The sequence below is a fragment of the Actinomadura sp. J1-007 genome, from assembly GCF_009793335.1.
In the GTDB taxonomy this organism is placed as follows: Bacteria; Actinomycetota; Actinomycetes; order Streptosporangiales; family Streptosporangiaceae; genus Spirillospora; species Spirillospora yumaensis.
This window is the reverse complement of the sequence record NZ_WING01000001.1, coordinates 3,157,965-3,176,352: the sequence shown is the minus strand read 5'-3', so window position 1 is coordinate 3,176,352 and position 18,388 is coordinate 3,157,965. Positions and strand designations below refer to the sequence as shown.

The window sequence follows — 18,388 nt, the reverse complement described above, 5'->3', positions numbered from 1 at the left end:
CCGAGCGCGGTGCCCCGAACGGGCCGCCCTCGGATCCGAACCGATCACCGTCCGTTCACCGTCCCGTCCATCACCACCGAACAGCGCCGACGGCCCGCGGGGGCCCGCCTCCCGCGGGCCGTCGCCGTGCCCGGCCCGTCCCCGGAGCGGGCGCCCGGCGATACCGGCGGCTCCGGCGCGGGCGCACTACGATCACCGTTATGCAGGACGTAGCCGTGATCATCCCGGCCAAGAACGAAGCCGACCGCATCGCGGCCACGGTCAAGGCCGCGCTCGAACTGCCCGGCGCCGACCTGGTCGTGGTCGTCGACGACGGCTCCGCCGACGGCACCGGACGGGTCGCGCAGCAGGCCGGGGCCCGGGTCGTCCGGCACGGCCGCAACCGCGGCAAGGGCGCCGCGATGGAGAGCGGCGCCGAGGCCGTCACGATCCTCGACGGCGACCGCGAGCAGCCGCGCCACCTGCTGTTCCTCGACGCCGACCTCGCCGAGACCGCGCGCGACGCCGCGCCGCTGGCCGAGCCCGTGCGGGCCGGTGAGGCCGACATGACGATCGCGGCGTTCGCGACGACGGTGAAGCTCGGCGGGCACGGGTTCGTCGTCCGCCTGTCCCGCGACGGGATCCGGCGCGCGTCGGGGTTCCAGGCGACGCAGCCGCTGAACGGCCAGCGCTGCCTGACCCGCGAGGCGTTCGAGGCGGCCCGGCCCCTCGCCGCCGGCTTCGGTGTGGAGACCGCGCTCACGATCGACCTGGTCCGGCAGGGCTTCCGCGTGCGCGAGGTCGAGGTGCCGCTCTCGCACCGCGCGACCGGCACCGACTGGCGCGCGCAGGTGCACCGGGCCCGGCAGTTCCGCGACGTCGCCCGCGCGCTCGCCGTGCGGGAGCCGGCCGTGGCCGAACGGCTCGCCCGGTTGCGCGGCCGTCCGCGCCCGTGAAGTCCCTCCCCGCCGGACGGAGCGTCGCGGCGGACGAGCCGCCCCCGGGTCCGGCGGGACGGGTGTGGCAGGGCTCCGCCGGGCTCGCGGGCATCGCGCTCGGCGCCGGATGCTTCCTGGTCACCGCGCTGCTCGGGCCGTCGGTGTTCGAGCCGGCGCTGCCGGGACGCGCCGGGGAGCCGCCCTACGCGCTGGCCGTCCAGCCGTCCCCCTACCTGGTGGTCGCGCTCGTCGCCTTCGGGGTGCTCGCCGGGACGGCCGGGCTCGGGCTGTGCCTGTTCGCGGTACGGCGCGGCTGGCGGGTCCGGCCGCTCCCGCTGCTCGTGGCGGGGCTCGCGGTCGTGGCGGCGTTCACGTTCCTGCCGCCGATCGGGTCCTCAGACCATCTCAACTACGCCTCGTACGGGCGGATGGCCGAGACCGGGCGCGACCCGTACGTCACGCACGCGGTGGACGTGCCCGGCGACCCCGTGATCGGCGCGCCGGAGGAGTGGCGGCGCACCCCGTCGACGTACGGGCCGATCACCACGGCGGGGCAGGCGTTCGCGTCGTGGGCGGGGAACGGCTCGCTGCGGCTCACGGTGTTCGTGATGTCGCTGCTCAACTCGCTGGCGTTCGCCGCGGTCGCGCTGATCCTCTACCTGGCGTCCCGCACGGATGAGCGGCGGCTCCGCACGGCGCTGCTGTGGACGTGCAACCCGCTCGTCCTGCTGCATCTCGTCGCGGGCGCGCACAACGACACCCTCGCGATCGCGCCGATGGTCGCGGCGCTGGCGCTGTTCACGGGGAACGGCGGGAGCAGGGGGTGGCGGTCGCTCGCGACGGGCGCGCTCGTCGGCGCGGGCACCGCGATCAAGCTGCCCGCCGCGCTCGTCGGCGGCGGCCCCGCGTGGGCCCTGCTGCTGCGCGCCCGTGCGGACCGGAGCGCGATCGTACGGCTGGCCGCGCTGTTCCTCGGCTCGGGAGCGGTCGCGGCGGTCGCGTTCTGGCTCGGCGGCCCGCACGTGCTCGACCGGGTGAACGACGCGAGCAACATGGTCTCGCTCGCGACGCCCTGGCACCTGCTCGACGACGCGCTCGGCCGCGGCGCGCACCGCACGGTCGTCAAGAGCGGGTCGATGGCGCTCGCCCTGGTCCTGGTCGTGCTGCTCGCGCGGGGCCTGCCGAGCGACGGCGGCGAGGCGGGGGACAGCCGCCGGATGGCGGCGGCGCTGATGGTGGCCTGGCTGTTCGCCGCGCCGTACGAGCTGCCCTGGTACGACGGGTTCGGGTGGGCGCTGCTCGCGCTGCTCCCCTGGTCGAGGATCGACTGGATCCTGCTCGCGCACACCGCCGCGCTGAGCGCGGCCTACCTGCCCGCCCGCGCGCCCGAGCGGATCGGGATGCCGGACGACCTGTCGTGGCTGTTCACGGTCGTGCGGCCGTGGGTCATCCCGCTGACGCTGATCGGGATTCTGGCCGCTCTGACCGCTGCCTGCCTTCGTCCTGGAGGTCCATCTCCCACGACCGGACGCCCGACGCGAGCATCAGCGGGGTCGCGAGGCTGAACGACACCGACAGGATCACCACGCCGGAGTCGTTCACCAGGGTGCCGATCACGCCGACCGCGAGCGCGCAGATCAGCGCGGGCCTCATCGTGCGGCTGCGCTGGTACGCCTTGTCGAGCAGCGACGCCCGGTAGCGCGTCGGCCGCGCCAGCACGAAGAACAGGAACCCGACCGCCCCCGCGAGCGCCAGCGTGAACGGCCAGTAGCCGAGGCTGCCGACCATCGCGCTGAACTTGCGCTCCACCACGTCCCAGGCGTCCCCGCCCATCAGGTCCTGCCAGAACCGGCCGAGGTGCGTCGGGTTGGCGCTCTGCGCGTTCAGGTACGAGATGAACAGCACGAGCGCGAGCCCCGCCACGCAGAACGCGCCGAGCTTCCACAGCGAGACCTTCTTGCCCGCGACCAGCATCCCGAGCATCGCGAACGCGGGCACCATCGCGAGCACGCCGCCGAAGTCGGCGCCCCACGCGGGCAGCCCGTCCACCGCGACCGCGAACACGCCCACCACCGCGACGACGCCGACGGCGACGAACCTGCGGCCCGCCTTCAGCGGGTACTCGGCGAGCCACGCCGCGGTCAGGATCGCCGCCACCGCGAACAGGGAGAACGCCTGGTTGCCGAAGCCGTAGAACCGTCCGGCGACGAGCGCGGTGTAGCCCATCAGCGAGTTGAGCTGGAGGCTCGACCCGGACATCACGTCCAGCGCGAGCACCAGCGCCGTCACCCCGGTGATCACCAGTCCGGGCGCGACCGGCGAGCGCCGCCACGGCCCGGCGAGCCCGGCCGCCGCGAGCAGCACGCTGAACCCGAGCACGGCGCCGATCAGCACGGGCGTCGGATGCCCGGCCTTCCACCACGGCACCACCCCGGCGAGGAACGACGCGCCCGGCGCCGCTCCCCCGATGAGCGCGATCACCCGCGTGCCGCCGAGGATCCGCGCCCGCGACTGCGGCCGGTCGTTCAGCCGCCGCAGCGCCACGGCCGCGATCCCGTACAGCAGGAGCTGCGTCGCGAACAGCACCCAGTAGAACGAGCCCTGGACGGAACGGATCGCCTGCGCGGCCACGTCCTCGTCGACGAGGGAGCCGACGCGGTCCTCGGTCGTGGAGTCGCTCTGGTCGAACCGCCACTGCGAGCCCACGGCCTGCTTCGGCTCGGGCAGGCCGAGCAGCTTCAGCGCGGTGGACGTCGTGTCGGTCAGCGTGACCATGCCCGGCTGCCGTACCGCGCTGGACGACAGGTGGCCCTTGCCGTACCCGGGGCCCTTCGCGATCGCGACTCGCAGGTGCGGCGTGACGCCCGTGTCGGCGAGCCCGGCCACCAGCACGGTCGTCCCGGCGGGCAGCCCGGCGAGCACCTGCGCGACGCGCTTGTCGGCGGCGGCCGCGGCGGCGGCGCGCTTCTCGTCCTCCAGCGGGACCTGGTCGCCGTGCGGGTCGACGCCCGCGTTGAGGTAGGCGTGGAACATCTCGTCCACGTCCACCGCGGTCAGGCCGCAGCGCGACCAGTCGGCGGCCGTCGCCTTGTCGGGGACTCGACGTAGCGGTCGACGCGGCCCGCGCCGTCGGCCAGGCCGAACACCGCTCCCGGCCCGACCGCCGTCGTGCAGCCGCCCGCCTTGTGCATCGCGTCGCCGAGCAGGCCCACCTGCGCGTGGTACGAGGTGTGCGCGTTGTCGGACTTGATCGCGGGCCAGCCGGGCGCGACGGCCCCGCCCTCCGGCGGCGGTCCCGCGGGGGAGGGCTGCCCGCTCACGATCGGCGCCGAGGGCAGCGCGCAGTCGCCGTGCGCGAGCCGCGACCGCTGCCCGGCCGACAGCGTCAGCCAGCCGTCGGTGGGGCAGGTGTTGGTCTTGGTCGTCCGCACGCTGAGCCCGGCCCCGGCGCCCTGCGCCATGAGCCCCCACAGCGCCGGGGTGGTGTCGCGGGTGACGTCGCTCCACATCAGACCGGGCACGCCCACCACGGCGACCCGGCCCGGCGCTCCGCCCGCCGTGCCGTTCGGGACGGGGACGCCTGCGCGGCGGCGCTCGCGGCGGCGCTCGCGGCGGCGCTCGCGGGGGAGGCCGCCTGGGAGAGCGAGAGGGCGCCGAAGAGCGCCACGACGGCGGCCATGAACATGCCGATCCACGCCCCCCACCGCCTCATGACGTTCAGGTTACACAGGGGCCAATGGGGCTGTTGGCGATCTACCAATGCCCGGAACCTGTGGAATGCCGGGTGGTGGCGGCGCATATCCTGCTTGCCGATCGTGACCGGCAGCCCCGGATGCGCGGGGCTGAAGCCCGGGTGGGCCGGGCTGGACGAGGACCGGCCGAAGGAAACAGCGGCCCGATTGCGCCAGGATGAGGGCATGCGTGCAGGCAGTGGAGCCCCCCGGGAGCCGGACGCCCGACCGGACGCCCGGCCGGACGGGCGACCGGACGGGCGGCGGTGGGGGTCGCCGGCGGACCTGGTGATCCTGCTCGCGGGGGCCGCCATCGCGGTGGCCGCGATCGCGCCGATCGTCACCCGGTGGCTCGGCAACCCGCCCGACCAGCGGCTCGTCGACCTGGAGGTCTACCTCGACGGCGGGCGCGCGGTGCTGCGCGGGGCCCCGCTGTACGACGTGCTGACCCAGCCGCCGCAGCTCCTGCCGTTCACCTACCCGCCGTTCGCCGCGGTGCTGGCCGCGCCGCTCACCCTGCTGTCCTGGCGGGCCGCCCAGTGGGCGTGGATGGCCGCGATGTACGCCGCGCTGCTGATCATCGTGGCGTACTCGTTCCGCGACCTGATCCGGCGGACGGGGCGGTACGCGCCGATCGCCGCCGGGGCGCTCGCGGCGGGGCGGCGTGGCTGGTGCCGGCGTACGACCAGGCGCGGTTCGGGCAGGTCGGGCTGTTCCTGATGGCCCTGTGCCTGGCCGACTGCTGCACCCGCTCGGCGCGCTGGCCGCGCGGGATGCTGGTGGGCCTCGCGATCGCGATCAAGCTCGTGCCGGGCGTCTTCCTCATCTACTTCCTGCTCACCGGCCGGCGCGAGGCCGCCGTCAACGCGATGCTGACGGCCGCCGCGGCCTGGCTGGGCGCGTTCGCGCTGCTGCCGCACGACTCGGCCGACTACTGGTTCGGGGCCCTGCTGGAAGGCGGCGACCGTACCGGCGCGGTCAACGGGACGACCAACCAGGCGATCAACGGGATCGTGGCGAGGCTCACAACCGAGGGGCCGCTGCGGTCCGGGATCTGGCTCGTCCTCGCGCTCGCCATGGCGTACTACGGGTTCCGGCTGGCCCGCCGCACGACGCTGGCCGCCGACCGGCTCGCGGGCGGCGACCGCTTCGTCGGCACGGGCCGGGTGGGCGGCACCGACCACCTCGCCGCCGCCGACCGGCTCGCCGGGCCGGACGCCTACAGCCTGCTGCTCGCGGGCGTCGCGATCACCGGGCTGCTGTCGGTGCTGCTGTCCCCGGTGGGCTGGATCCACCACCTTGTCTGGATGATCGCGGTGATCGGCGCTCTGGTCGGCGATGGCCGGGACACGCGGAGATGTCTGGTCGCGGCGGGCGTCTGGGCCTACTTCCTGTTCCCCCTGCCCTGGCTGGGGACGCGGCTGCTCGGCCCCGACCACTCCCTGATCGCCGTGTTCTTCGGCCGGGTGGTCCAGGACCTGTTCGGCGCCGCCGCCATCGCGATGGTCGCCGTCCTCGGCCGGTGGCTCGTCGGACGCCTGGCGGAACGGGCGGTTCGCGAGGATCCTTCGCGCCGTGCGGCCGGGGTCGGTACGCTCGCCCCGTGATGCTTGTCGCGGTGGCCGTCGCCGGTCTGGTGGCCGGGGTGGCCGGACTGTCCATCGCGGTGGTCGCCCACAACCGGGCCAACCAGGTGGTCGAGGAGTGCGCCGACGCGCTGCGGCGCCAGTTGCAGGTCGCGAGCGGCACCGTGGACGACCGGGCCATCCGCGACCTCGCCATCGTGCACTACGACGCGCTGAAGGAGATGTCGGGGCACCGGTCGTTCTCGCTGGCCCTGCTGAACGCCACCGGCGACGGCGTCGTGGTCAGCTCGATCAACGGCCGCACCGAGACCCGCACGTACGCCAAGGTCGTCCAGCAGGGGCACGCGGTCGAGATGCTGTCCCCCGAGGAGAACCAGGCGCTGCGCGCCGCCCGCCTCGGCAAGGGGCCGGTCGTGACCATGGACGACCCGCTCGCCGACTTCGGCGGTGACCACACATCGTCGGCCCGGCTCTGAGCGGCGTAAACTCGTCTCTCACACCACATCTGTCTCGTTTTCGCAATCCGTCCCGTAACATCCGCAATCTGCCTCGACCATCCGCACCGCTACGAGCCGGGGGACCTCGTGACCGGACGCACCAGGAGCTACGCCTACCTAGGGCCGAGCGGCACGTTCACCGAGGCCGCGCTCGCGTCCCTGCCCGACTCCGAGGGCGCCGAGCACCTCCCGTACGCCACGGTCCCCGCCGTCCTCGACGCGCTGCGCCGCGGCGACGTCGACGCCGCCATCGTCGCGCTGGAGAACTCCGTCGAGGGATCGGTGCCGACGACCCTCGACGAGCTGGCGACCGGAGAGCCCCTCCAGATCGTCGCCGAGGTCGCCCTGCCCGTGTCGTTCGCCCTGCTGGTGCGTCCGGGCACGTCCATGGCCGACGTCAAGACCGTCGCCTCGCACCCGCACGCCCAGCCGCAGTGCCGCCGGTGGCTGGCCGACAACATTCCCGACGCGGAGTGGCGCGCCGCGACGTCCAACGCCGAGGCCGCCCAGCACGTCGCCGACGGCCACTACGACGCGGCCCTGGCCGGTTCGTTCGCCGCCGCCCGCTACGGCCTGGACGTCCTCGCCGAGGACATCCACGACGTCGCCGACGCGGTCACCCGCTTCGTGGCGCTGCGCCGCCCCTGCGCCCCGCCCGAGCCGACCGGTTCCGACCGCACCTCGGCCGTCGCGTTCATCGGCGAGGACCACCCGGGCGCCCTGCTGGAGATCCTCACCGAGTTCTCCGTGCGCGGCATCAACCTGACGCTGATCCAGTCCCGCCCGACGGGCGCGGGCCTCGGCTCGTACCTGTTCTGGATGGACTTCGAGGGCCACGTCTCCGACGCCCGCGTCGGCGAGGCCCTCATGGGCCTGCGCCGCGTCTGCGCCGACGTCCGCTTCGTCGGCTCGTACCCCCGCGCCGACCACGTCCGCCCCGAGATCCGCCGCGGCACCCACGACGCCGACTTCACCGAGGCCGCCGCCTGGCTGGAGTCCGTCCGCACCGGCCACCCGTAGCCGCCCCACCGCTGCGCGGGCGGCGCAGACGCCCCGGTGATCCGATCGTGATCATGAAATCGGCCGGCGCGGCCAACCCGTGATCGTGGTGGTGCGTCCTCTCCGTGCGAACGGATCTTGGAGGCGTTACGTGCGACGACGACTGGCGGTGGCCGCCCTCACGGCCGCGATCCTGCCCACCATCTCGGCTCTACCGGCCGTTGCGGACGCTCCCCGCTCCGCCGGTTCCGGGTCCGCCGGTTCCGGGTCCGCGGCGTCCCCGCGGTGACGGGCGGCCCGGTCATCAGGAGCGCGGCCGTCCTGGGCGACGGGACGGGGAAGGTCGAGGTGACGCACGAGCCGCAGGTCCGGCGGATCGAGCTCAGGGTGCGGCGGGCCGGTACCGCCGAGGTCGTCGCGGTCCTCTCCGACTTCGCGTTGGACGGCGCGCTGACCCCCGTCCTCGACCGGTGGAGGTCGGCCGGACGGGTGACCCTGCCGCCTGTGGGCGACTTCGCCGTGGACGTGTCGGTCTGGAGTGCGGACGGCGAGCGCACCGACAAGACCGACGCCAGCAGGGTGACCCGGCGGCTCAGGTCCAAGCTGTCCGACGTCCGGATCTCTCCCGAGGTGTACGACGCCGAGAGCGGCCCGCTCGACCTCACCGGGCGCCTGACCTCGTTCGACCCGGACGGCACCGAGCGGCCGCTGGCGGGCGCCCGGGTGACCTCGGGCGACGGGGTGTTCGTGACGCGCGCCGACGGGACGTTCTCCGGGAAGGCGCCTGCGGCGCGGATGGTGACGGTGACCTACGCCGGGGACGGCACGCACGGCGCGACCTGGGCCGACAGCAACACGATCGCGTTCCGCGAGTTGGAGACCCGAATCTCCATCGCCTCCACGAAAGCCCCTCTGGCCGGTGACAAGGTGACCGTCTCCGGCCTGCTGGAGCGCAGGACGGCGGCCGGCGCGTGGGGGCCGCTCCCCCGCAAGCCTCTGGCGATCACGTTCTACAACCGCGACACCAAGGCCAGGGAGAGGAGCGCCGAGACGGTCTCCGGGGCGGACGGGCGCTACAGCGTGGCCGTGCCCGTCCCGGCGAGCGGCCAGTGGCAGGCGGCGTTCGACTTGGACGGGTCCGACCGGGGCTACGGCGACTCCGCCGCGGGCACCGGGACCGTGTACGTGCACCAGCCCACGGCGGTCACGGCGACGAGTGTCGGCCCGAGCCCCGTCGCGGCGGGCGGCGCGGTGACGGTGCGCGGCCAGGTCGTCCGCCCCCGGCTGACCGGCGCCCGCGCCGTGGCCACGGACGGCTTGGTCACCCTCCAGTTCTCCGCGGACGGCAAGGACTGGCGCAACCTGAAGAACGTCCGCACCGACGGGCAGGGCCGTTTCACGGCAGCGGCGGCGGCGTCGAAGGACGGGTACTGGCGGGCCTGGTACGACGGCGGCCCGTTCGGCAACGCGTCGAGCGACACCCAGGACCAGGAGTCGTTCGGCAAGGCCGGCTACGTGGACGTCCGGTACGGGACGCGGTTCACCTCCTTCAACGCCTCGCCGGAGCCGGTGCGGAAGGGGAGGACGCTCACGGTGGCGGGCAGGCTCCAGCGCAACTCCGGGGGCTGGAAGGCGGCCGGGGCCGGTGCGGTGGTCAACGTGTACTTCCGGGCCAAGGGGACCTCGAAGTGGACGCTCGCCGGGAACGTGAAGACCGACTCCAAGGGCGCGTTCCGCAAGGGCTTCAAGGCGTCCAAGGACGGGACGTGGATGGCGTCCTACAAGGGCAGCGGGACGTACCTGGGGTCGAGCGGGCCGGGCGACTACGTCGACGTCCGGTAGGCGAGGGGCGCGGGCGTACGCTGCCGGGGTGGCGACTGATTTCGATGTGTACGAGCGGGAGTTGTGGGCGGGGCGCGCGCCCGCGTACCAGCGGGGGTTCGCGCGGCTGACGGCCTACATGGCCGGGCCGCTGCTGGACGCGGCGGGCGTCGGCGCCGGGACGCGGGTGCTGGACGTCGGGACGGGACCGGGCGTCGTGTCGGCGGAGGCGGCGCGTCGCGGCGCGGAGGTGTCCGCGATGGACGCCGACCCGCTGATGGCCGAGACGGCGCGGCGGAACGTACCCGGGCTGGACGTGACGGTCGCGGTGCTGCCCGACGTGCCGTTCGCCGACGGGACGTTCGACGCGGTCGCGGGCAACTTCGTCATCAACCACGTCGGAGACCCCGGTGTGGTGGTCAAGGAGCTGCGGCGCGTGCTGCGGCCCGGCGGGCGGCTCGCCCTGACCTGCTGGCGGATGCCCGGTTCCGGGGCGCTCGCCCTGGTGCGGGACGCGATCGAGGCGGCGGGCGTCGAGTGGCCGGACGACCTCCCGCCGACGCCGTTCATGGAGCTCGGCGAGCGCGAGGCGTTCGAACGGCTCGTGCGCGACGCGGGCTTCGACGACGCCGCCGCCGAGGACGTCCACTGGGAGCACCTCGTGGACCCGGAGGAGTGGTGGGAGACGGGCGCGCTGGCGCGGATCGGCTCGAACGGCGTGGTCGTCGGGCGGCAGGACGCGGAGACCGTCGCGCGGATCAAGGTGGAGTACGACCGGCTCGTGGCGGAGCACCGGCGCGGGGACGGCCAGGTCGCGCTGCCCGCCCACGCCCTGATCGCGCACGGGACGCGGTGACCGGTCGATAACCCGCGCGCGCCGGGGCCGTCCGCACCGGTAGCCTCGGGTCTGTGATTGACCTGCGAGCTCTTCGAGAGGATCCCGAGCGGTTGCGCGCGTCCCAGCGCGCCCGCGGCGAGGATGTGGCCGTCGTCGACACGCTGCTCGACCTGGACGAGCGGCGCCGTTCCGCGCTGACGTCGTTCGAGCGGCTGCGCGCCGAGCAGAAGAGTTTCGGCAAGTCGGTGTCCCGGGCGCAGGGCGACGAGCGGCAGGAGCTGCTCGCGCGCGCCAAGGACCTGGCGCAGCAGGTCAAGGACGCCGAGGCGGAGGCCGACCGGCTCGGCGGCGAGCTCGACGGGCTGCTGAAGGCCGTGCCCAACGTCGTCGAGGACGACGTGCCGCCCGGCGGCGAGCAGGACTACGTCGTCCTGGAGCACGTCGGCGAGCCGCCGGTGTTCGACTTCGAGCCGAAGGACCACCTGGAGCTCGGCGAGTCGCTCGGCGCGATCGACATGGAGCGCGGCGCGAAGGTGTCGGGCGCGCGGTTCTACTACCTGACGGGCGTCGGCGCGCGGTTGCAGTACGCGCTGCTCAACCTGGCGATCGAGCAGGCGGTGCAGGCGGGCTTCGTGCCGATGTACCCGCCGGTGCTCGTCAAGCCGGAGGCGATGGAGGGCACCGGGTTCCTCGGCGCGCACGCGCCGGAGGTCTACCACCTGCCGGGCGACGACCTCTACCTGGTCGGCACGTCGGAGGTGCCGCTCGCGGCGTACCACATGAACGAGATCGTCGACGGGCTGCCGCGGCGGTACGCGGCGTGGTCGTCGTGCTTCCGGCGCGAGGCCGGGTCGTACGGCAAGGACACCCGCGGCATCATCCGCGTGCACCAGTTCGACAAGGTGGAGATGTTCTCCTACTGCGACCCGGCCGACGCGCGCGACGAGCACCGGCGCCTGCTGGAGTGGGAGAAGGAGATGCTCGCCAAGGTCGAGCTGCCCTACCGGGTGATCGACGTGGCGGCGGGCGACCTCGGCGCCAGCGCGGCGCGCAAGTTCGACTGCGAGGCGTGGGTGCCGACGCAGAACACCTACCGCGAGGTGACCTCGGCGTCCAACTGCACCGAGTTCCAGGCGCGCCGGCTGTCGGTCCGCTACCGCGACCCCGACGGCAAGAACCACCCGGTCGCGACGCTGAACGGGACGCTGGCCACCACGCGCTGGATGGTCGCGATCCTGGAGAACCACCAGCAGGCCGACGGTTCGGTCCGGGTGCCGAAGGCGCTCCAGAAGTGGCTGGGCCTTGAGGTGCTGGAGCCCGTCAAGCACTGAGCGCGAGACGACGAGGGGGCGGCCCGCCGGACGGGCCGTCCCCGCTCGCATGTGGCCAATGTGGGCAATGGTGGTGATCTGTCGCCTAAGGTGTGTCTGAGCTGCACGGCAGGTCCGCGCGCCCGTCCCGCGGGCGACGCGGAGGGAGACCGGGGTGCGGCGAGACTGGAAGGTGACATGTCCGAGCCCACTGCGCCGCGCCTGATCGCCACCGACCTCGACGGCACGATCGTGCGCTCCGACGGCACCGTGTCGGACCGTACCGTCGCGGCCCTCGCCCGCGTGGAACGTGCCGGGGCGACGCTGGTCATGGTGACCGGCCGGCCGCCCCGCTGGATGCACGAGATCGCCGGCGCCGTCGGCCACAACGGGATCGCGATCTGCGCGAACGGCGCCGTGGTCTACGACCTGCACACCGAGACCGTGCTGCGCGCCCACATGATCGAGCCGGAGACCATCGCCGTGGCGGTCGAACGGCTCCGCGCCGCCGTCCCCGAGTTCCGCTTCGCGGTGGAGTACCCGACCGGGTTCGTGTTCGAGGCCCGCTACAACCTCGGCCGCTGGGACGCCGAGGCGCTCGGCGGCCGTCCCGTGGACGGCGAGACGCTGGTCAGCCGGGGCGGCACCAAGCTGCTGGCCTTCCACCCGAACGCCGACTCCGGCACCCTCGCGGACAAGGCCGAGAAGGCGGTCGGCGACCTGGTCACGGTGACGTACTCGTCCGGGCGGGGCCTGCTGGAGATGAGCGCGCAGGGCGTCACCAAGGCCAGCGCGCTCGCGGAGTTCTGCGCCGAGCAGGGCGTCCCGCCGCGCGCGGTCGTCGCGTTCGGCGACATGCCGAACGACCTGCCGATGCTGACCTGGGCGGGGATCTCCTACGGCGTCGCCAACGCCCACCCGGACGTCAAGGCGGCCGTCACGCACACCACCGGCAGCAACGACGAGGACGGCGTGGCCTGCGTCTTGGAGCGCCTCTTCCCCTGACCGTCCGTTCGTGCCGGAAAGACCGCCGAGCGGGGCGGGCCGTCGACTCCCGGCGCGGAGCGGTGCTTCGGCGCGCGCGCCGGGAGTGAACGGGCTTCGTCAGTCGTGCGGGATCACAGGTACGGGCCGGAGCTCTGCCTCGGGCCCTGCGGCGACTGCTCCTCGGCCCCGGGCGGGAGCACTCCGGGCGGCAGGGCGCGGCGCATCTGCTCAAGCTGGGCCCGCGCCGCCATCTGCTGCGCGAACAGCGTCGTCTGGATGCCGTGGAACAGCCCTTCCAGCCAGCCGACGAGCTGGGCCTGGGCGATCCGCAGCTCGGACTCGCTCGGCACCGTTCCCTCGGTGAACGGCAGCGACAGCCGTTCCAACTCCTCGACCAGTTCGGGCGCGAGACCGTCCTCCAGCTCCTTGATGGAGGAGCTGTGGATCTCGCGCAGCCGGGCGCGGCTGGCCTCGTCCAGCGGCGCGGCCTTCACCTCGTCCAGGAGCTGGCGGATCATGCCGCCGATCCGCATCACCTTCGCGGGCTGCTCGACCATCTCGGCCACGGACTTCTCGTCCTTGCCGGTGTCTGCGCCGCCCTCGATCGCGATACCGTTCGGACCGACCACGAGGACCTGCGGCTCCTGTTCGGATTCGTTCTTCGAAGGGTCGTTCATATCGTCTTATCCTCACACGGTGAGCAGGATCTTGCCGACGTGACCGCTCTCCTCCAGGAGCCGGTGCGCACGCGGGGCGTCCGCCATGGGCACCGCCTGGTCGGTCACCGTACGTACGTCCCCCGATTCCAGGAGAGGCCACACGTGCTCGCGCACCGAAGCCACGATCTCCGCCTTCTCGTCCAGCGGACGGGACCGCAGCCCGGTGGCGTGCACGGACGCGCGCTTGCTCAGGAGTTTGCCGAGATCCAGCTCGCCCTTGGCGCCGCCCTGCATTCCGATCACGACCAGCCGGCCTCCGGCGCCGAGCGCGTCGATGTTGCGCGGCAGGTATTTGGCGCCCATGTTGTCGAGAATCACGTCGTACGGCCCGTGCTCGACGAAGTCGTCGGTCTTGTAGTTGACCGCCTCGTCCGCGCCGAGCGCGACGCAGCGCTCGGCCTTCTCCGGGCTGCCGACGGTGCACAGCACCCTGGCCCCGCGCGCGTGCGCGATCTGGATCGCCATGGTGCCGATGCCGCTCCCGCCGCCGTGCACGAGGAACGTCTCCCCGGCGTCCAGCCCGGCCAGCATGAAGACGTTGGACCAGACCGTGCACACCACCTCGGGCAGCCCGGCCGCCTCCACCAGGTCCACGCCGCGCGGAACGGGCAGCACCTGCCCTGCGGGGATGGCGACCTTCTCGGCGTAGCCGCCGCCCGCGAGCAGCGCGCACACCTCGTCGCCGACGTTCCAGCCGGTGACGCCCTCGCCGATCTCGGCGATGCGGCCCGAGACCTCCAGCCCTGGGTACTCGGACGCCCCGGAGGCGGCGGATAGAACCCCATCCGCTGCATCACGTCGGCCCGGTTGACGGCGCTCGCCGCCACGTCCACGACCACCTCGCCGGAGGCCGCGACGGGGTCGGGCACCTGCTTCCATTCGAGCGCGTCCGGGTCCCCCGGCTCGCGGATCACGATCGCACGCATACCGATCACGCTACCGGGCATCCTGGGACGCCATGAGTGCCATGGTTGGGAGGGTAATGCGGGCATTACTCCGAGACGCATGGTATTGGCACACAGGTACCCTGTCCTGGGGCCAATGCCTACCTGCTCCGTAAATGATCATTTCAGACTTGCCCGAGGGGAGAAACGGTGGCAAGGAACGAGCACGACGGGCGTTCCCTGGAGGAGCGGCTGGCCTCGCTGGACGCGATGAGCGGTGAGGCGGGGCCCTCCGGCGCCGTTCCGCCCGCGTCCGAGGCCGAACCGTCCGCGCCCGCCGAGCAGGTCCCCCCGAGCCAGGCCGAGCCTCCCGCGCCGTCCGGCGGTCCCGGCGGTCCGGGCCCCGGTTCGCCCGACGAGCAGGCGACCGGGCAGCAGGCGGCCCCCGCCCCGCCCGACAACCCGTGGCTCGCGGCCCCGCCGCCGTTCCAGGGACAGCAGGAGGGGTTCGGGCCGCCGCTCCCGGGCCCGCCGCCCGAGGACTTCGGCCCGCCGCCCGTTCCGCCGCCCCCGCAGGACGCCTTCGGCCAGGCCCCTCCGCCGCAGGCCCCGCCTCCGCTGCCGCCCCAGCCGCCGCAGGCCCAGGCCCCGCAGCCACCGCAGGCTCCTCAGGAGCAGGCCCCTCAGCAGGAGACGTACGGGCAGGCGCCGCAGCCGCCCGAGGGTTTCGGTGCACCGCCGCCGCCCGCCGCGCCCGAAGGTTTCGGCGCGCCGCCCCAGCCTGAGGGTGAGGGCCCGGTGCCCCCGCCGCCCGGCTTCCCGGCGTACGGCGACCCGAGCGGCGGCGCGGGAGGTCCCGGCGTTCCTCCCGGCTACGGCACCCCGCCGCCGTTCGAGGCCGCGCAGCCGCAGCAGCCCTACGACGGCGGGCCGATGCCCCAGCCGTTCGACGGTGGCATGCTCCCGCCGCCCTACCCGGGAGGCGGCTACCAGCCGTACGACCCGTCCCAGATGCCGCCGTTCGAGGCGGCGGGCGGGCAGCAGCAGCCCTACGAGGGCGCGCAGCAGCAGCCTCCGGTGTACGACCCGGTGCAGCCGTGGGAGACCGGCCCGGCGCCGCAGCAGCCGTACGACCCGGCCAACGGGCAGGGCGCGCCGCCGCTCGACCAGCTCCCGCCGTACCCGTCGCCCGACCAGTACGGGCAGCAGGGCCAGCAGGGGCAGCAGGGCCCGCCCGCCGGGGAGGGCGCGCCGATGGGCCAGTACGCCCCGATGCCCGGCTACGGTCCCGACGGCCAGCCGCTGCCCGAGGGCTACCCGCAGCCTCCCGCCGAGGGTTACGCGCAGCCTCCCGCCGAGTACCCGCAGCCCGAGGGCTATCCGCAGCCGCCCGCCGAGGGCTACGCCCCCCAGCCGGGCGCGTACCCGCAGATGCCGCCGGGCCAGCCGCAGCAGGTCGGCCCCTACCCGGGCCAGCCGGGCCAGCCGGGGCACCCGGGCCAGCCGGGCTATCCCGGGCCGGGGTATCCGCAGCAGGGCGGCCAGCCGCAGCAGCCCGCGCCGGAGAGCTCCGAGAGCCTCAGCTCCGAGAACCTCCTCGGCGAACGCCGCATCGCCCCCTCGTCCGGGTGGCGCCGCGCCGTCTACAAGGCGTCCGGCGGCAACATCCACCCCGGCGAGTCGCAGACCGAGCTGCGCCGCAAGGACCTGATCGCCCGCGCCCGCACGACCGTCGCCGGGGGTCACCACCGCGTCGCGGTCATGTCGCTGAAGGGCGGCGTGGGCAAGACGACCACCACCACCGGCCTCGGGTCGATGCTGTCGTCCATCCGCGGCGACCGGGTGATCGCGGTGGACGCCAACCCCGACCGCGGCACGCTGTCCGACAAGGTGAAGCTGGAGACGGCCGCGACGGTCCGCGACCTGCTGAACGGACGCGACAAGATCCACCGGTACGCCGACGTCCGCGGCTTCACCTCGCAGAACGGCGCGCGCCTGGAGGTACTGGCCTCCGACCGCGACCCGGCCGTCAGCGAGGCGTTCAGCGCCGAGGACTACTCCTCCGTCGCCGTCGTGCTGGAGCAGTACTACTCGGTCTGCATCACCGACTGCGGCACGGGCCTGCTGCACTCGGCGATGGCGGGCGTGCTCAGCCTCGCCGACCAGCTCGTCCTGGTCAGCTCCCCGTCGGTGGACGGCGCCCGTTCGGCGAGCGCGACCCTCGACTGGCTGGAGGCCCACGACCACGGGCACCTGGTCCGCAACGGCGTCGTCGTCCTGTCGATGGTCCGCAACCGCACCCGCAGCCAAGTGGACCTCGACAAGCTCCAGGCGCACTTCGAGAGCCGCTGCCGCGCCGTCGTCCGCATCCCGTACGACGACCACCTGGAGGAGGGCGCCGAGGTCGAGCTGGAGCAGCTCGCCCCGGCCACCCGCGAGGCGTACCTCAACCTCGCCGCCGTGGTCGGCGACGGCTTCGCCTTCCAGCGCCCGCAGTCCCCGGCCGCCGAGTGACCCGCGCCCTCGGCTAGGGTCGCCGTTCGTGGACGGGGTTTATGTGGGCTCGGCGGAGGCCGACGCCGCCGGGGACCGTGGTTGGCTGCTGGGGCACTTCAAGCCGGAGGGCGACCTGCGCCACAGCGACGACGTCGAGATCAAGTGGGGCGTCCACCCGCGCGGCGAACGGCGCGCGCGGTGGACCGACGGCGAGAAGCGCGACGCGCTGCTCGTGCTGATCAGCGGACGGTTCCGGCTGGAGTTCCCGGAGGGGAACGTGGTGCTGGCCGAGCGGGGCGACTACGTCGTGTGGCGGCGCGGCGTCGACCACTCCTGGGAGGCCGAGGACGACTCGGTCGTCATGACCGTGCGCTGGCCGTCCATCCCCGGCTACCGCGTCCCCTGACGCGACGTCCGCCGCCCGCTCCGGGGCCGTCCCCGGGTGATCGCCGGGAGGCGGATACGCGGTCGAAGTCAGCGGCGTACGACCGCTATCGTTGGGCGTGGTCACTGGAGAGTTCGCATAGTGGACTAGTGCAGGCGCCTTGAAAGCGCCCAGGGCTGGGGACAGTCCTCGTGGGTTCGAATCCCACACTCTCCGCACGGAGCGAGGGCGGCGGCCGGTCAGAGAGGGCCGCGTCGCTGCTGGTAGCGTCAGCGAACGTGAGGGAAATCGGGGATCAACTCACGTCACGTACCCGTCCGGCGAGGTGTCCGGGCGTTCGCCGGTGCTGCTGTCCGCGCCGCTCGACGGCGGCTACGGGATCGTCACGCACGCGACGCCGTTCCACCCGCTCGACCCCTCCTGGCCCGACCAGCCCGCCGACTCCGGCCTGATCCAGGCCGAGGGCATGGAGCTGAAGGTCGCCGACTGCCTCACCGGCGCCGTCCCGCTCGACCCGGGCCCCGGCTCCGGCGTCGCGGGCGACGCCGAACGCATCCTGCTCGGCGCCGACATCCCGGTGCGGCGCGGCGAGGGCGGCTGGGCCTGGCTGGTCGTGCACGTCGTCGAACGCCACGTCCCCGAGAGCGCCGAGGCCCTCCTGTTCGTGGACCCCGTCCGCCGCCGCGCCCTGTCGGCAGGGCACACCGCCTGCCACGTGACGGCGCTCGCGCTGAACGCCGCGCTCGCGCCCCGCTGGCGCGAACCCGCCCGTACCGACGGGCTCGGCCGCCCCGACTTCGACGCGCTCGCGATCGTCTCGTCCCGGATCGTGGAACGGGGCAGCCGCGATGTCTACCGCGTCGGCCGTTCGCTGCGCCGCGCCGGCTTCACCGCCGAGGGCCTCGCGGACGATCTCCCGGGCATCACCGCGACGATGAACGGCCTGCTCGCGTCGTGGGTCGCCGCCGACGCGCCCGTACGGATCGACGCGCCCTCGCCCGAGCTGGCCGCCCGCCGGACCTGGCGCTGCGACCTGCCCGAAGGAACGGTCGAGATGCCCTGCGGAGGCACGCACCTCGACCGGCTGGGCGAGCTGGCGTCCGTCACCGCGTCGCTCGAACTCTCGCCCGAGGGCGACGAGCTGGTGGTCGAGACGCGCGCCACCGGACCGGCCCTCTCGGGCGAATGGCGATGAACACGCCCGAATCCATCCGTTAC

17 protein-coding genes, 1 tRNA gene and 1 pseudogene are annotated in these 18,388 nt (G+C 73.9%); 14 read left to right on the top strand and 5 right to left on the bottom strand.

The genetic code is table 11. The features are described from left to right. The first annotated feature begins 200 nt into the window (after positions 1-200). Together GEV43_RS14395 and mptB are read left to right on the top strand one after the other, a co-directional pair. Positions 201-935, top strand: a complete 735-nt coding sequence (locus GEV43_RS14395) for a glycosyltransferase family 2 protein (RefSeq protein ID WP_160821125.1) — start codon at positions 201-203, stop codon at positions 933-935. Next, complete coding sequence (gene mptB / locus GEV43_RS14390) at positions 932-2,482, top strand: polyprenol phosphomannose-dependent alpha 1,6 mannosyltransferase MptB (RefSeq protein WP_160821124.1); 1,551 nt, start codon at positions 932-934, stop codon at positions 2,480-2,482. Before GEV43_RS14395 ends, mptB begins: the two co-directional genes overlap by 4 nt. On the opposite strand, the gene GEV43_RS14385 is transcribed toward mptB, so the two are convergent. The 3 genes from GEV43_RS14385 to GEV43_RS14380 are packed head-to-tail and all read right to left on the bottom strand — an operon-like array spanning position 2,364 to position 4,629. Then, on the bottom strand, positions 2,364-3,950 hold the full coding sequence (locus GEV43_RS14385; RefSeq protein WP_375539093.1) for a hypothetical protein: 1,587 nt from the start codon (positions 3,948-3,950) through the stop codon (positions 2,364-2,366). The genes mptB and GEV43_RS14385 overlap by 119 nt on opposite strands. Positions 3,951-3,970: 20 nt before the next feature. Then, positions 3,971-4,438, bottom strand: coding sequence for a hypothetical protein (locus GEV43_RS47260; RefSeq protein ID WP_175250054.1), 468 nt, complete (start codon positions 4,436-4,438; stop codon positions 3,971-3,973). Continuing rightward, positions 4,426-4,629 (bottom strand): hypothetical protein, encoded by a 204-nt coding sequence (locus GEV43_RS14380; protein ID WP_160821123.1) that lies wholly within the window; start codon positions 4,627-4,629, stop codon positions 4,426-4,428. The genes GEV43_RS47260 and GEV43_RS14380 overlap by 13 nt, the downstream gene beginning before the upstream one ends. Before the next feature lie 205 nt (positions 4,630-4,834). On the opposite strand from GEV43_RS14380, the gene GEV43_RS50200 reads away from it, so the two are divergent. The 8 genes from GEV43_RS50200 (at position 4,835) to GEV43_RS14345 (ending at position 12,704) form a co-directional block, all read left to right on the top strand. Next, positions 4,835-5,368 (top strand): glycosyltransferase 87 family protein, encoded by a 534-nt coding sequence (locus GEV43_RS50200; protein ID WP_241682905.1) that lies wholly within the window; start codon positions 4,835-4,837, stop codon positions 5,366-5,368. Beyond that, a complete protein-coding gene (locus tag GEV43_RS50195) occupies positions 5,320-6,255 on the top strand; it encodes a glycosyltransferase 87 family protein (RefSeq protein WP_309239634.1) in 936 nt (311 codons plus the stop codon). The genes GEV43_RS50200 and GEV43_RS50195 overlap by 49 nt, the downstream gene beginning before the upstream one ends. After that, positions 6,255-6,710 (top strand): DUF4446 family protein, encoded by a 456-nt coding sequence (locus GEV43_RS14370; protein ID WP_160824525.1) that lies wholly within the window; start codon positions 6,255-6,257, stop codon positions 6,708-6,710. The genes GEV43_RS50195 and GEV43_RS14370 overlap by 1 nt, the downstream gene beginning before the upstream one ends. 108 nt (positions 6,711-6,818) lie before the next feature. After that, positions 6,819-7,751, top strand: a complete 933-nt coding sequence (gene pheA, locus GEV43_RS14365; RefSeq protein ID WP_160821122.1) for a prephenate dehydratase — start codon at positions 6,819-6,821, stop codon at positions 7,749-7,751. Positions 7,752-8,015: 264 nt separating this feature from the next. Next, on the top strand, positions 8,016-9,572 hold the full coding sequence (locus GEV43_RS14360; RefSeq protein WP_160821121.1) for a hypothetical protein: 1,557 nt from the start codon (positions 8,016-8,018) through the stop codon (positions 9,570-9,572). Between the two features lie 28 nt (positions 9,573-9,600). Further along, entirely contained in the window at positions 9,601-10,407 is an 807-nt protein-coding gene (locus tag GEV43_RS14355; protein ID WP_206681170.1) for a class I SAM-dependent methyltransferase, read from the top strand. A gap of 53 nt (positions 10,408-10,460) precedes the next feature. Further along, on the top strand, positions 10,461-11,720 hold the full coding sequence (gene serS / locus GEV43_RS14350; protein ID WP_160821120.1) for a serine--tRNA ligase: 1,260 nt from the start codon (positions 10,461-10,463) through the stop codon (positions 11,718-11,720). Positions 11,721-11,897: 177 nt separating this feature from the next. Beyond that, positions 11,898-12,704 (top strand): HAD family hydrolase, encoded by an 807-nt coding sequence (locus tag GEV43_RS14345; RefSeq protein ID WP_160821119.1) that lies wholly within the window; start codon positions 11,898-11,900, stop codon positions 12,702-12,704. 113 nt (positions 12,705-12,817) lie between these two features. On the opposite strand, the gene GEV43_RS14340 is transcribed toward GEV43_RS14345, so the two are convergent. Beyond that, positions 12,818-13,363, bottom strand: a complete 546-nt coding sequence (locus GEV43_RS14340; protein ID WP_160821118.1) for a bacterial proteasome activator family protein — start codon at positions 13,361-13,363, stop codon at positions 12,818-12,820. Between the two features lie 12 nt (positions 13,364-13,375). Next, positions 13,376-14,331: pseudogene (locus GEV43_RS14335) on the bottom strand (NAD(P)H-quinone oxidoreductase). A 168-nt stretch (positions 14,332-14,499) separates the two neighbouring features. Here GEV43_RS14335 and GEV43_RS50190 point away from each other — a divergent pair. The 4 genes from GEV43_RS50190 to GEV43_RS14315 all read left to right on the top strand — a co-directional run bounded on the left by GEV43_RS50190 (position 14,500) and on the right by GEV43_RS14315 (position 18,365). Then, positions 14,500-16,803 carry an AAA family ATPase gene (locus GEV43_RS50190; protein ID WP_309239633.1) on the top strand — a complete coding sequence of 768 codons (2,304 nt, stop codon included), beginning with the start codon at positions 14,500-14,502 and terminating at the stop codon, positions 16,801-16,803. Positions 16,804-16,831: 28 nt separating this feature from the next. Beyond that, positions 16,832-17,191, top strand: a complete 360-nt coding sequence (locus tag GEV43_RS14325; protein ID WP_160821117.1) for a signal peptidase I — start codon at positions 16,832-16,834, stop codon at positions 17,189-17,191. Between the two features lie 106 nt (positions 17,192-17,297). After that, positions 17,298-17,386: transfer RNA gene (locus GEV43_RS14320), tRNA-Ser, on the top strand. Positions 17,387-17,495: 109 nt separating this feature from the next. Next, positions 17,496-18,365, top strand: a complete 870-nt coding sequence (locus GEV43_RS14315; RefSeq protein WP_160821116.1) for a metal-dependent hydrolase — start codon at positions 17,496-17,498, stop codon at positions 18,363-18,365. Positions 18,366-18,388: the final 23 nt, after the last annotated feature.